Here is a 12,950-nt window from a genome sequence, read left to right on the forward strand (position 1 = left end):
TAAAAGTAATATTTTCATTGTTAATGAATAAACACTACCCAAAATTTATAACTCCTTTATCCCGGTCTTTATCCAGTAAAAGGCTTTTTATTTGGTCGTCCATTTTTACATGTACCACGTTTTTCTGATCATCATAGAGATCGGTTAAAACAGCATTTTGTACTTCAATCTGCTTAAAATCAGGCACGTTCTCTACCTCAACATATAGAATTAATTGATCCCCATCATATTCTTTTCCCAGGTAATTAAGCTTCAATTTTTCATCATTGATCATAAGATTTAGCTTTTGCGAAAGATATTTATCTATGCTGTTTCTAACATCCCCTGTCTCCTTTTCATGAGAAAGACTGATTTCTTTACCGTAACGCTGATTGAGTACTTTCTGAAAATCATCAATAAAAACCCTACTGATAATTTGGAGAGCACCTGAATCCTTTTTGTATTCAATTTCCGTCACACTTAAAAAAAATTCGTGGCGGCCATTCGTCTTAAAGGAAGAAAACATTACGAAGCAAACCAAAATCAGAGTTAATTTTTTCATTTAGAATTTTTTGTAATCTTAGCAAACATCAGTCCAAATTGTACATTTGAATAAAATCAGGAGCACGTCTTTTATACAGCTCCATAAGTTCTATTACTTTTTCTTCGCTCAGCAGGTTTTTAAACTGCGGTTCTTCAGCACAGAAATAGAGAAAACTAGTTACATTAGCCTCAGGAATTTTAAGGTCATCTGTGTAGAAAGAAAATGGCACCATTTTCTCGGCCTTTTCCACCACAGCCCGAAGTTTTTCATTTTTTCCGACCTTCTTCAGCATCTTTATTTCTCCGTTCAAATGTCCAAGAAGCAAATCCACAGGGCTGCCCCCATAAACCGTCAGTTTTCGTTCACTTACAGTTCGAACATCCGGGCCTATACGTTTAAAACCATAATTTTCTTCGATAATGTCCATTTCAGAAATGTCACTTACGAGATTTCCGGTCAAAGAGATATTGCTGATCTTTACTTCCTCCAATTCGTTCATTCCGGGTATCAGCTCCACTTCAAGATAACCCGTTTCAAAAATCATCCTGCTAATTTCGACTTCAAGTTTTTCGTATTGGATTGAGGAAAATTGGAGGGTGTCATTTTCCCTTACCACAATTTCAAATACTCCTAAAGTAGAATTAATGGTACCCCTATTAGTACTTGTATTAATGATATTTATAAAACTTCCTTCCAGGGAATCATTTAAAATTCTTCCCTGAAGTTTTATACTTTCCTGACTCCATGCCGATGAAAGATTCGCAATGCAAATAAATCCAAAGAGGATTATGCTCCATTGGAAATTTTTAATTTTAGAAATAGGTCCCATTAGCAAAAAGTGATGATGGTGATGATTATAAAAGTAATGAGCAAAATTTTATTCTGAATCTTTCACATTCAGAAATTCAGGAGCATATTTTATATAAAACTCCAACAGATCCAGCCTGTTTTCCTCTTTTAAAAGATACTTCAGCTGATGATTTTCTGCACAATAATAAACGAAATTAATAATTTTATCTTCCGGAATTTTTAGCTCTTCAACAAAAAAACGGGTAGAAAAAGCAGCTACACCCTTTTCTACCATCTGCTGAAGTTTTTCATTCGCAACTATTTTCTTCAGCTCCTTTGTCCTTCCCGTGATGGCATTGATCAAGGGATCCAGACCAGCTGACGCTCCTGCACCATTTGAAACAGATGTAGATATATTGGTAGCAGTAGCCGTATGAAGTCGCCTTTCTGCAGCACTAAGAGGTGTCCTGTTAGCATTGGGAATTCCAAACTGGGAAATACTATAGGTATCCATTGCACCTATATCCCTGCTCAAATTTCCAGTGAGATCGATATTGCTGATTTTTACCTCGTCCAATTCGCTTACTCCCGGCACCAGAAGTACTTTTAAATATCCTGATTCGATCACCAATGGAGTTATTACAACTTCCAGCTTTTCATATTGAATTGAAGAAAACTGAAGGGTATCATTTTCTTTTACCTGAATTTTAAACTCACCCGAAGAAGAGTTTATAGTTCCTATATTTGATGTTTTATTGATAATGTTGATAAACGAACCGTCCAGAGAATCGTTGACAATTCTTCCGTTTAACTGAATACTCTCCTGGGCAAAATTCAAAAATGGAATAAAAAATATAAGAACAATAAAGTTTTTCAGCATAAAAATTAGGTAGATTTTCTGCGTCTCTAAAATTCCTGCCTGTACTGCTCCTTCTGTTCAAAAAGAAACTGCATAATTTCCAAATCATTTTCGGTATTCAGGAATTCCTGGGTTAGACCATTATCTATAACGTATAAAAGGAACTGGTTGGTATGTTCCCCGGCAATATTAAGGGTTTCTACGAAATAATCCTCCCCCATACGTAGCCAAATTTGATCTGCCAGCTGCTGGTGAGAAAGCTTTTCCTCTTTTCTGCCATTTTTGCCGTATTCGCTAAAAAGTGCTCTAAAAATGTTTGCAAAATTTAACCCCTGATAATCACTTGCCGTTACATTTCCCATCGCATCATTGCGCACATAACCAGAGCGGTAACGTTGCGGCGTACTTTTTAACCTCTGCAGTTCTGGGGTAGAGACCCATTCTTTCTCACCACCTATCACCCTGATTCTTTTCACATCTACTTCTATGATTCCTGAAAGGTCGCTTATTTTAACCTCGGGAAGGTCATTAACTGCAGCATTTAAGTTAACGGTCATCACCCTTTCTTCCATTAAATTTTCTGTCACTGTTATTGTAAAATCCTCAAACTGTATTGCCGAAACGACAAGACTGTCGCCTTGCCTGGCCATTATCTGAAAATCACCATTTTCAATTGTAACCGTTCCTAAGCGTAAGTTTTTATTGAAAATTGTAATTCCACCGGCAGCATCACCAGGCGGTACAAGAATGCGTCCATCCAGAACAGTCTGGCTTTCCTGTGCACCCACCACAGCAGGTATCAGAACCAAAAAAAGGATAAAAAGATTACGTACCGAGACTTTCATTCTTTAAAGTAACAATAGTTCCCTCTAATAATGACAAATAGTACTTTAAATTCCTCTTAAAAAAGCAATTTTTCTACTTTTACAAAAATTAGACTATGAAAAACGCCATTCTTGCAAGTACTTCAACTTTACACGACCAGAAATACCTTGAATACCTCCTTCCGGAGATAAAAAAGTTATATAGCGGAGCATCTGAGGTGATTTTTTTTCCGTTTGCAAGACCCGGAGGCTTATCTTTGGATGAATATACCGAAAAAGCAAGCGAGGCCTTTAAAATGGCAAATATCGACCTAAAGGGAATACATGAATATTCCAATCCCGCTGAAGCTCTGGAAAATGCAGAAGGTATTTTTACCGGTGGCGGCAATACTTTTCTTCTGGTTTCAGAATTATATCGTAATAAACTGATGCAGCCCCTAAGAGAGGCAGTCTTAAACGGAACTCCTTACCTGGGAACGAGTGCAGGAACCAATATTGCAGGTTTAACGATGCAGACGACTAATGATATGCCTATAGTGTATCCACCAAGCTTTAAAACGCTGGGAATTATCCCTTTCAACATTAATCCGCATTATTTGGATCCCGACAAAAATTCCACTCATAAAGGGGAAACCAGAGAGACCAGGATCAAAGAATTCCATACGATCAATACTCAACCTGTAGTAGGCCTTAGAGAAGGTAGCTGGCTTGAAATTATGGATAATAAAATATCGTTAAAAGGAAGCCTTAGCGCCAGAATTTTTGAAAAGGATAGGTTACCTTACGAAGTAGATGCAAACAATACTTTAACGGATCTTAATTAAAATATGGATTATCAGAAAATTCTTGACACTATTTATGAGGAAATGAGTTATCGCGATGTGACTGGCAAAGTAGCCTCTTACATTCCTGAACTTGCTAAAGTAGATCCTAAGAAATTTGGAATGCACCTCTACTGCGGGGAAAAGCAGCACTACGGTTTTGGTGATAGTGAAGAGAACTTCTCTGTACAAAGTATCACCAAAGTTTTTACGCTGGCCATGACGATGAAGATTATGGGAGAAGACCTTTGGAAACGTGTAGATGTAGAACCTTCAGGAAATCCTTTTAACTCTCTTACTCAATTAGAACAGGAAAGCGGAATTCCGCGGAATCCTTTTATAAATGCCGGAGCCCTTGTAATATCTGATATTCTTGTAGATCACCTGGATAATCCTAAAGAAGATCTTCTCAATTTTGTACGGAAAATTACCGGTGACGATGACATTCATTATGATCCAACTATTGCTGCTTCAGAAAAATCTACAGGATATAGGAATATTGCGCTGGCAAATTACATGAAAGCATTAGGAAATATTAAGTGTGATGTAGATCCAATCCTGGATTTCTATTTTCACCAATGTTCCCTGGCGATGTCGTGCAAAGATCTCGCTAAAGCTTTTATGATTTTTGCAAACAAGGGCAACATTCTGGAAACGGGAGAAAACGTCCTAAAACCGGAAATTGTAAAACGAATAAACGCGCTTATGCAAACCTGTGGCTTTTATGATGAAGCCGGTGAATTCAGTTTTGAAGTTGGTCTCCCGGGGAAGAGTGGTGTAGGCGGTGGAATTGTAGCTATACATCCAGAAAACTATTCTGTTGCGGTATGGAGCCCTATTTTAAACCCCAAAGGAAATTCTGAATTAGGGATGAAAGCACTAGAAAGATTGACAACACTCACTGGGGTTTCGGTATTTTAAGCTCTATAAATTGAGATAAAAGATTTTTTACAAATCAAATCGAATCCTCTATAACTCCTTTTATTTCAGATTTGGGCAAAAAAAAGCTCCTTAGTTTCCTAAGGAGCTTCTAAAGGGTGGAAGACCGGGTTCGAACCGGCGACCTCCTGAACCACAATCAGGCGCTCTAACCAGCTGAGCTACAACCACCATTTTAATTGCGGTTGCAAATGTAAGTTATTTCTATAATTTCCCAAAGAAAAAATTATTATTTATATCAAGTCAAATACTGAATCTACGGCTACATGCCGCTCTACGATAAAGCCTTCAGCATGTTCTGTATTAATAAGTCGACCTAAATCCCTTGCCCGATACGTGATACTCTCCAAAAAGTTACTACTGGAAATAGGAGTCTGAGGTTCTTTACTTTCCGCATCAAAAAACTGAGTTCTATAGGCTTTGACAGCAGCCATCTTGATATCTATATAACCCGAAATATCCACCACAAAATCAGGCTCCAGATTCTTCCATTGGATGTAATGGAAAACATGTTTTGGGCGCCAGGCTTCCTGCTTTACCTTTTCATGATAGGTTTCAATCTTTCTTAAGCCGCTTAAAAAACATGCGTCACTTACCAATTTTGCTCCTTTCCCGTGATCGATATGACGATCTTCTACGGCATTGCAAAGCACTATTTCAGGTTTATATTTCCTTAGGATTTTAATGATTTCCAGCTGGTGTGAAGTGTTATTTACAAAAAACCCATCACTGAATTCGAGATTATGGCGCATTTTAACCCCGAGAATTTTCGCTGCGTCTGCTGCTTCTTTATCCCTTGTCTCTGCAGTACCACGGGTACCAAGTTCTCCCCTTGTCAAATCCAGGATTCCCACCTTTTTACCCCGGTCTACTTCTTTTGCTATAGTTCCTGAACAACTAAGCTCCACATCGTCTGGATGTGATCCTACAGCCAATATATCTAATTTCATCTTTTCTTTTTACTTTTTGCTAATACTGATAAATTCAGAATAGCTTTACGGTCATTTTCAGCTTCTCTTAAGCTTTTACTGCTTCAATGGCTTGTTTAATATCCTCAATAAGATCTTCTTTTTCTTCAATGCCTACTGAAAACCGCAGCAAACCGTCTCTTATTCCTTGTTTTTCCCTTTCTTCAGGAGTTAAAAGTCCGTGGGAAGTTTTTGATGGAGACAAAATCGTTGACTCGACGCCGGCAAGGCTCATTGAGGATTTGATTAGTTTTAGTTTCTTCTGAAATAAATCTGCATCCAACTTTTCATTTAGTTCAAAAGAAAGCATTCCGCCAAAACCTTTCATTTGAGCAGCCGCAACCTTGTAATCTGGATGAGATTGCAAACCGGGATAATAAACCCTTGCCACATCTTCATTTTTATCCAGAAATTCTGCCAATTCCTGTGCGTTTTCGTTTTGCGCCTTAACACGAAGCCCCATGGTCTTTAAACTTCTTTCCAGGAGCCAAACTGTATAGTCACTCAGACTGCCACCGAAATTTTTGGCTAGTTGAAACACTTTGTCGATATGTTCTTCCGAAGAAATTACAGTACCGGCGAGAATATCACTATGCCCTCCCATATATTTAGTTGCGGAGTGGATCACGATATCAATACCAAAATCTATAGGATTTTGATTTACCGGTGAGGCAAACGTATTATCGATCATGCTTACCAGCCCATGTTTTTTGGCAATTTTCGCTATAGCTTCTATATTTGTAACTGTAAGCAGCGGATTAGAAGGTGTTTCAATGTAAATCACTTTCGTATTATCTTGTATCTCCTTCTCAAATGATTCAGGACTATAATCTTCTGTAAACGTATATTCAATCCCGAATTTGTCGAATTCTTCCACTACCAGGTTGCTGGTCCCTCCGTATAAAGTGTTCTGGAGTACCACGTGATCTCCATTATGTAAAAAAGCCAACATTGAAGTACTCACTGCAGCCATTCCGCTACCGAAAATAAGTGCAGCTTCACCATGTTCCAATGCCGCCATTTTTTGGGCCAGCGCAACCTGGTTTGGAGTATTAAAATAACGTGGATATCGTTTTACCTCAACATCTTCAAAAGCATAGGAAGTGGACATGTAGAGAGGGGAAACTGCTCCTTTAAACTGTTCGTCCTTTAGTTCACCCACGTGGGTACAGATGGTATTAATACCTTTATATTTCTTCATCATATTCTGATTATTATAACCCGGTTTTTTAATTTTTTTCTAAAGTAAAAAGAATAATTTAAAAAAGGTTCTGTTTTCAGCTCGTTTGGATATGTTTGGTATTTACAAAAGTTAAAATTAGTTAAACCAAATTCTCAGTTATTGAAAACATTAAATTTGAGGTATATTTAAGAAAATTGGAATTGAAATGAACATAGTAAAAGCTTACGCAGCGCATAATAGCGGTGCGAATTTAGAACCACTTGAATTAGAACGAAGAGTACCAACAGCAGAGGATGTAAAAATTAAAATTCTTTATTGTGGTGTTTGCCATAGTGACATTCACCAGGTGAGGAATGACTGGAAAAATTCCAAATATCCCGTTGTGCCGGGACACGAAATAATAGGAAGAGTAACAGAGATTGGGAAAGAGGTTTCTAATCTTAAGGAAGGAGATCTTGTTGGTGTGGGTTGTATGGTTGATTCCTGCCAGCATTGTGAGTCCTGTGAGGAAGGCCTTGAGCAATATTGCGAAAACGGGATGATAGCCACTTATAACGGAAAAGATAAGCATTTGGGTGGTCACACTTTTGGCGGATATTCTGAAAAAATCGTAGTGGATAAGAAATTTGTCCTTAAAGTTCCTGAAAACATAGATGCTAAGGCCGCGGCACCTCTTTTATGTGCCGGAATTACCACTTATTCGCCGCTTAAAAAGTGGAATGTAAAAAAAGGTGATAAAGTGGGAGTTATTGGTCTTGGAGGTCTAGGCCATATGGCGGTGAAATTCGCTCATGCAATGGGTGCTCATGTAGTAATGATTACAACTTCGCCTGAAAAAAGAAAGGATGCTACCGAGCTTGGGGCAGACGAAGTGTTAATTTCCAAAGATCAGGATGACATGAAAAAGCAGAAAGGCAGCTTCGATTTTCTGCTAAACACTATTCCTGTCGGACATAACATGAATCCGTACATTGCCTTGTTGAAGAGAGATGCAACCATGGTACTCGTAGGAGCTATTGAACCTTTGGATCCTATACATGGCGGCGGACTTATCGCCGGTCGTAAAAGAATTGCAGGTTCTAATATTGGCGGGATTGAGGAAACCCAGGAAATGCTCGGCTTTTGTGGAGAGCACAATATTGTATCAGATATAGAGATGATCGATATCCAGAACATAAATGAAGCCTACGACCGCGTGGTAAAATCTGATGTAAAATATCGTTTTGTTATTGATATTAACTCGCTAAGTGAAAATTAACATGAGTATACTTTCTTCCCTTTTAGGAAATGCCGGTGCGATTGATAAAGATCAACTTCAGGCAGATTACGGTAAACTTCTAATTCCTTCCGAAACTCTTGAAGCAGGATTTAAAATTATTAGAGACACCTTTATTTTCACCAATAAAAGGTTAATTATTATTGATGTGCAGGGGTTAACGGGTAGAAAAATTGAATATTTTTCAGTAATCTATAAAAGTATTTCCAGGTTTAGTGTAGAAACTGCAGGAAGTTTTGACCTGGATGCAGAATTAAAAATCTGGATTTCAGGAGAACAGACACCTTCCATATCAAAACGTTTCAACAAAAAAGTAGACATTTATGAAGTTCAGAAATTGTTAGCTGAATTTACACTTTAAGATGATTGGAAAATAACCACTTCTGTATATTAAAGAGCAAAACATCATTAGTTTTTTACTAATTCGAAGCGGCTTTTTAAGTAAAGCCCGTTTCAATTTCAAGAACTGAAAATCTTTTTTAATCCTCCTTGTCAAGTCTTGTTTCATGGCTTTCCCTCTGCCAGGGAAATTTACCTTCAATTTCCAGTTCAATAGAAAAACTAAGGAAGGTCCTAATTAGTACAATTACTGCAAGAGCCAATACCCTATCCATGGTTGGCTCTGTTACCACAGTAGCGATTATATCTCCCGCTACAAGTATTTCCAATCCCAGGAGAATTCCTTTACCTAATTCCTGTCTTAGCAGCCGGTAAGAACGTGGTTTGGTTCCCTGTATAGAAAAAAGAAATCTACCAAGGGCAATTGAGGTCCAAATCACAATAGTGAGTATACCCGCTACTTCTATAAATTTTGCTGTGTATTCTATATAAACTTGTAGCTCTTCCATAAATACTAAATGATGCTTTTTTCTTAAAGTTATAAATTAATCATTAAACCAAACCACTACTTTTCACCAGATAACTTTTGATATACGCCATTGGTCCATCCAAAACCGTCCTGTGTAGGATATTCTCCCCCGCCACTTTCCTTGGTTAGGTCTTCTACATTATATTTTTCCAGCATCTTATAAGTGCGGGCATAAACAGCTTTATTAATCTCCAGCCAACGATTTCTAATTCTATTTGCCAGTGCCTCCTTTCCATAATTCCTTAGGTCCTTTATACTAATCCATTGTAAGGGCGCCCAGCCATTTGGAGCATCCCACTGCTCCCCGGTATGATTAAGCGTGGTCACTACACCTCCTGATTTCAAAAAATCACTCTGAATTTTTTCTGCTACTTCGTTGGCCTGCCCGGGTGCAGAAATTTTAAAAAAGAGCGGATAAAGTCCTGCGAGTGATACTACTTCAGTATTTTTATTTCTTCTGAAGTTATAATCCATATAGAATTCTTTTTCACTATTCCAGCAGAATTTATTTATAAGTTTTTTTCTCCTTTGCTGTTTAATTCTAAATTCTTCAGCTTCGGAAGTATTGCCGGTAAGTTGGTATGCTTTAGCAATTGATCCTTCCAGGTTATACAACAATGAATTAAGATCTACGGGAATAATATCTATAGTATGAATTGTATAGAGACTAAACTCGCCTGAAGCATCTGCATCCAGCCATCTGCTGGAATAATCCCAACCGGACTCTGCGCCGGCCCTTAAATGTCTATAAACTTTCTCTTTACTTAATTCAGGAAAAGCGGCTACGGCCTCTTCTGCAGTTTTAACATCTTCGCGATAACTTTCCGGTCTTGGCTCGGAATTATCATCCCAATACCTGTTCAGGATTTTTCCTTCAGCAACCTGAACCACTCGACGATGGGCAGGATTTTCCTGACTCAAATGTTCCACACCGGCCATCCAGAAATTATATTCCTTCTTCATTTCCTCGAGATAATCCACGTAAACCTCATCTCCTTCCTCTTCAGCCAAAATTTCGACCATCATTGCAAAAAATGGCGGTTGAGATCTCCCGAGGTAATAAGTTCTGTTTCCGTTCGGAATAAATCCATAAGTGTTAATGAGGTATGCAAAATTATCCACCATATTCCGAATAATCTCTGTCTCTCCATCTTCCTGTAGTCCCAACATTGTAAAATAACTATCCCAGTAATATATTTCCCTAAATCTCCCGCCGGGCACGATGTATGGATTGGGCAAAGGTAAGAGTGTACCGGAAACTTGTTCATCTGCCGGCCTCTTTAGAACCTGCCACAACTTTTTTATGTGTTGATTAATTGACGAAGAATCTGACTGGTAAAAGTCACCACCACCACCAGGAATTTTGAAATTGGCCATAACAAATTCTGAAATTGAGTTTACAGATTTATCATCCAGCTTACGATATTCTTCTCTAATCTCCTTTACGTCCTTTTTTGGTATGGCATCTACAAAAGCTTTGCTATCAGGAAAGATTTCTTTGGTTTGCACGTCATAAAAAAGTTCTCCGTAAAGTTCCTCCGGCGGCAGAATCATAATTTCGTCCTGCTGTTCTGTTGAAGCTGCAGAACAGGACGAAAGGAAAATGACGATTAAGGAATAAACGAGGCCAATGTGCTTTGCTTTATACATAAAAGAAGGATTTTCAGCTTAAATTAAAAATTTTAATCCTGAACCGCAGCTTATGTATAGAATAGAAGTTGAAAATTAACTTTTCAGAAATAAGTAATTCCTAAATTTGTCTGAAAAATTGGAATCAATAATGGAAATACTCTCCTATGCTCCCCGATATGCCGAAAACTTTAAAAATTTGAACCTCGCATGGCTGGAACGACTGTTCTCTGTAGAACCACATGACAAAGAAGTACTGGAAAATCCCGATAAATACATTATTCAACCTGGAGGCAACATTTTCTTTGTAAAAGACGCCGGTAAAATTATTGCTACCGTGGCTTTAATGAAAATGGAGGAAGGAGTTTATGAACTCACTAAAATGGCTGTCGCACCAGAATATCAGGGAAAGAAGATTGGGCAAAAACTATTAAATCATAGCCTGAAATTTGCCAAAAATCAGCATTGGGATCATCTTATTATATATTCCAGTCGCAAACTTGAAAATGCCCTTTACATCTATAAAAAATACGGTTTTGAGGAGATCCCCATAGAGGAAAACAACCCATATGCGCGTGGAGACATTAAATTAAAGCTGAACCTTTCTTAAATCTTTACTAAACGAAAACTCATTCACTATCAGGTTGCGTAAATTTACACCTAATCTGCTGTTATGCAGCGCATGCAGCTATAATGTTTAATAATTGTCATTTTTTGATACTCTTCTTAAGTTCAAGAAATCACATTTAAACTTCAAATTATGAAAGGAATATTTACACTTCTCACGCTTGCTATTTTATTTGTCTCCTGTAAAAATGAACAAAAAGAGCAGGCAGAAAATGACGTTACAGAAATGACAGGAACCACCGTAGAGGAGGAAATGGATTCTGTTTCAATAGACATTGAGCCCATTTCTCATGCTACTGCAGTGTTTAAATGGGGTGACGCAGTATTTTATACAGATCCTGTTGGTGGATCTGAAGCATTTAGCGGTGCTGAAGAGCCTGACTTTATTTTAATAACCGACATTCATGGAGATCATATGGATGCCGAAACCCTGCAGGCGATGGAACTGGACGATAGCCTTAAAATTATAGTTCCACAGGCGGTAAAAGATCAATTACCTGCGGAAATGAGCGATCGGCTTGTTGTAATGAACAACGGAGAAAGCATGGAGCATATGGGCTTTACTATTGAAGCTGTGCCGATGTATAATTTACCTGAAGCTGAAGACGCCATGCACGTGAAAGGCCGCGGAAATGGTTATGTGTTAGAAAAAGACGGTACACGCCTTTATATTTCTGGTGATACTGAAGATATACCGGAAATGAGAAATCTGCAGAATATTGATGTAGCACTGGTTTCGATGAATTTACCATACACAATGCCGGTAGATCAGGCTGCGGAAGGAGTTTTGGCATTTGCTCCAGATAAGGTTTATCCTTACCACTATAGAGGACAGGACGGACTGGCAGACGTTGAAAAATTTAAAGAACTGGTCAACCAGGGAAATGAAGATATTGAAGTAGTTCTTGCGGATTGGTATCCGGAGAGGGAATAACTCACAGATCAAAATGCTCAAAAAAAGATAAGGAGCCGTCTCATTTTCCAAAATGGGACGGTTTTTTGTTTTTAATTCTTATCCCGTTCTGAAATAAGGATACCCTAAATGGTAGTGTAATGAAAAAATCAACAAAGACAGGGTCTTTAAAACATAGCCCAAAAGGATTAATCGATTTCCTTTAAACTTTAAATTGTTCAGGAATTGATTCCGGGTAGTTCGGAAGAACTCAAGCCTGTTATAAATATGATATACAAATAGCACCAGGATATAGTCCTAATGATCTCTATAAGGAATCTGTCCAGGATGGAAACGAGAAAACTACATATGATTTCTCGAACAGTTTCGGGGTAAATAGTTCAGTACAGGCTCCTGAAATAGCCTAAAAAAGAAAAGCTACAAGCTTTACCCTTTGATACATCATTCGGACAGGGGCTTACAGTAATATTCAAATGGATATTAAGGAACCTTAAATGATAATGTTATAGCACAAGTATGACAGAGGAGTACGCCCCACATGAAAACGCTTGCTGCGCAGGTAAACGGGATTTTGAAGAAAAAATTTAATAGCTTATTCTATAGAACTGGCAACAAAAAAGTGATGGGGTCAGAGATACTATTAATCTATTCAACTCGTTAGGACCTCATTTATCTAGAGGTTGACACCAAACAAAATGCACAACCATAGTGAACTGAAAAGAAAACAGTAT

Annotated in this window: 14 protein-coding genes and 1 tRNA gene; 6 read left to right on the forward strand and 9 right to left on the reverse strand. The window is 38.1% G+C overall.

What is annotated here, in order from left to right:
- Positions 1–34 precede the first annotated feature (34 nt).
- Genes RM541_RS07125 through RM541_RS07140 form a run of 4 tightly spaced genes read right to left on the reverse strand, consistent with a single transcriptional unit; the run spans position 35 to position 3,016 of the window.
- Positions 35–541 (reverse strand): DUF6702 family protein, encoded by a 507-nt coding sequence (locus tag RM541_RS07125; protein WP_311499526.1) that lies wholly within the window; start codon positions 539–541, stop codon positions 35–37.
- A 28-nt stretch (positions 542–569) separates the two neighbouring features.
- Positions 570–1,352, reverse strand: a complete 783-nt coding sequence (locus RM541_RS07130; RefSeq protein WP_311499527.1) for a hypothetical protein — start codon at positions 1,350–1,352, stop codon at positions 570–572.
- A gap of 48 nt (positions 1,353–1,400) precedes the next feature.
- Positions 1,401–2,192 (reverse strand): peptidase associated/transthyretin-like domain-containing protein, encoded by a 792-nt coding sequence (locus RM541_RS07135; protein WP_311499528.1) that lies wholly within the window; start codon positions 2,190–2,192, stop codon positions 1,401–1,403.
- Positions 2,193–2,218: 26 nt separating this feature from the next.
- Positions 2,219–3,016 (reverse strand): peptidase associated/transthyretin-like domain-containing protein, encoded by a 798-nt coding sequence (locus RM541_RS07140; protein ID WP_311499529.1) that lies wholly within the window; start codon positions 3,014–3,016, stop codon positions 2,219–2,221.
- A gap of 95 nt (positions 3,017–3,111) precedes the next feature.
- Here RM541_RS07140 and pepE point away from each other — a divergent pair, with 95 nt between their 5' ends.
- A complete protein-coding gene (gene pepE / locus RM541_RS07145; RefSeq protein ID WP_311499530.1) occupies positions 3,112–3,819 on the forward strand; it encodes a dipeptidase PepE in 708 nt (235 codons plus the stop codon).
- A 3-nt stretch (positions 3,820–3,822) separates the two neighbouring features.
- Positions 3,823–4,737: a glutaminase gene (locus tag RM541_RS07150; protein ID WP_311499531.1), complete on the forward strand. Its 915-nt coding sequence runs from the start codon at positions 3,823–3,825 to the stop codon at positions 4,735–4,737.
- 114 nt (positions 4,738–4,851) lie between these two features.
- Here RM541_RS07150 and RM541_RS07155 read toward each other — a convergent pair.
- The 3 genes from RM541_RS07155 to RM541_RS07165 form a co-directional block, all read right to left on the reverse strand.
- Positions 4,852–4,927: transfer RNA gene (locus tag RM541_RS07155), tRNA-His, on the reverse strand.
- Positions 4,928–4,988: 61 nt separating this feature from the next.
- Positions 4,989–5,705 carry a bacillithiol biosynthesis deacetylase BshB1 gene (bshB1, locus tag RM541_RS07160; protein ID WP_311499532.1) on the reverse strand — a complete coding sequence of 239 codons (717 nt, stop codon included), beginning with the start codon at positions 5,703–5,705 and terminating at the stop codon, positions 4,989–4,991.
- A gap of 67 nt (positions 5,706–5,772) precedes the next feature.
- Positions 5,773–6,927, reverse strand: a complete 1,155-nt coding sequence (locus tag RM541_RS07165; RefSeq protein WP_311499533.1) for a trans-sulfuration enzyme family protein — start codon at positions 6,925–6,927, stop codon at positions 5,773–5,775.
- Between the two features lie 184 nt (positions 6,928–7,111).
- Here RM541_RS07165 and RM541_RS07170 point away from each other — a divergent pair, with 184 nt between their 5' ends.
- Positions 7,112–8,164, forward strand: coding sequence for an NAD(P)-dependent alcohol dehydrogenase (locus RM541_RS07170; RefSeq protein ID WP_311499534.1), 1,053 nt, complete (start codon positions 7,112–7,114; stop codon positions 8,162–8,164).
- Position 8,165: 1 nt separating this feature from the next.
- Complete coding sequence (locus tag RM541_RS07175; protein WP_311493445.1) at positions 8,166–8,543, forward strand: PH domain-containing protein; 378 nt, start codon at positions 8,166–8,168, stop codon at positions 8,541–8,543.
- Positions 8,544–8,661: 118 nt separating this feature from the next.
- Here RM541_RS07175 and RM541_RS07180 read toward each other — a convergent pair whose 3' ends face one another.
- Complete coding sequence (locus RM541_RS07180; protein WP_311499535.1) at positions 8,662–9,030, reverse strand: DUF1622 domain-containing protein; 369 nt, start codon at positions 9,028–9,030, stop codon at positions 8,662–8,664.
- A gap of 56 nt (positions 9,031–9,086) precedes the next feature.
- Complete coding sequence (gene treF, locus RM541_RS07185) at positions 9,087–10,700, reverse strand: alpha,alpha-trehalase TreF (RefSeq protein WP_311499536.1); 1,614 nt, start codon at positions 10,698–10,700, stop codon at positions 9,087–9,089.
- 130 nt (positions 10,701–10,830) lie between these two features.
- Here treF and RM541_RS07190 point away from each other — a divergent pair, with 130 nt between their 5' ends.
- Positions 10,831–11,289 (forward strand): GNAT family N-acetyltransferase, encoded by a 459-nt coding sequence (locus tag RM541_RS07190; protein WP_311499537.1) that lies wholly within the window; start codon positions 10,831–10,833, stop codon positions 11,287–11,289.
- A 150-nt stretch (positions 11,290–11,439) separates the two neighbouring features.
- Complete coding sequence (locus RM541_RS07195) at positions 11,440–12,240, forward strand: MBL fold metallo-hydrolase (protein ID WP_311499538.1); 801 nt, start codon at positions 11,440–11,442, stop codon at positions 12,238–12,240.
- Positions 12,241–12,950 lie beyond the last annotated feature (710 nt).

The sequence above is a fragment of the Autumnicola psychrophila genome, assembly GCF_031846645.1.
In the GTDB taxonomy this organism is placed as follows: Bacteria; Bacteroidota; Bacteroidia; order Flavobacteriales; family Flavobacteriaceae; genus Autumnicola; species Autumnicola psychrophila.

What these genes read in the sequence shown, in the direction of transcription:
- RM541_RS07125 (WP_311499526.1), bottom strand. Translation starts at nt 541, where the DNA reads ATGAAAAAATTAACTCTGATTTTGGTTTGCTTCGTAATGTTTTCTTCC.
- RM541_RS07130 (WP_311499527.1), bottom strand. Translation starts at nt 1,352, where the DNA reads ATGGGACCTATTTCTAAAATTAAAAATTTCCAATGGAGCATAATCCTC.
- RM541_RS07135 (WP_311499528.1), bottom strand. Translation starts at nt 2,192, where the DNA reads ATGCTGAAAAACTTTATTGTTCTTATATTTTTTATTCCATTTTTGAAT.
- RM541_RS07140 (WP_311499529.1), bottom strand. Translation starts at nt 3,016, where the DNA reads ATGAAAGTCTCGGTACGTAATCTTTTTATCCTTTTTTTGGTTCTGATA.
- pepE (WP_311499530.1), top strand. Translation starts at nt 3,112, where the DNA reads ATGAAAAACGCCATTCTTGCAAGTACTTCAACTTTACACGACCAGAAA.
- RM541_RS07150 (WP_311499531.1), top strand. Translation starts at nt 3,823, where the DNA reads ATGGATTATCAGAAAATTCTTGACACTATTTATGAGGAAATGAGTTAT.
- bshB1 (WP_311499532.1), bottom strand. Translation starts at nt 5,705, where the DNA reads ATGAAATTAGATATATTGGCTGTAGGATCACATCCAGACGATGTGGAG.
- RM541_RS07165 (WP_311499533.1), bottom strand. Translation starts at nt 6,927, where the DNA reads ATGATGAAGAAATATAAAGGTATTAATACCATCTGTACCCACGTGGGT.
- RM541_RS07170 (WP_311499534.1), top strand. Translation starts at nt 7,112, where the DNA reads ATGAACATAGTAAAAGCTTACGCAGCGCATAATAGCGGTGCGAATTTA.
- RM541_RS07175 (WP_311493445.1), top strand. Translation starts at nt 8,166, where the DNA reads ATGAGTATACTTTCTTCCCTTTTAGGAAATGCCGGTGCGATTGATAAA.
- RM541_RS07180 (WP_311499535.1), bottom strand. Translation starts at nt 9,030, where the DNA reads ATGGAAGAGCTACAAGTTTATATAGAATACACAGCAAAATTTATAGAA.
- treF (WP_311499536.1), bottom strand. Translation starts at nt 10,700, where the DNA reads ATGTATAAAGCAAAGCACATTGGCCTCGTTTATTCCTTAATCGTCATT.
- RM541_RS07190 (WP_311499537.1), top strand. Translation starts at nt 10,831, where the DNA reads ATGGAAATACTCTCCTATGCTCCCCGATATGCCGAAAACTTTAAAAAT.
- RM541_RS07195 (WP_311499538.1), top strand. Translation starts at nt 11,440, where the DNA reads ATGAAAGGAATATTTACACTTCTCACGCTTGCTATTTTATTTGTCTCC.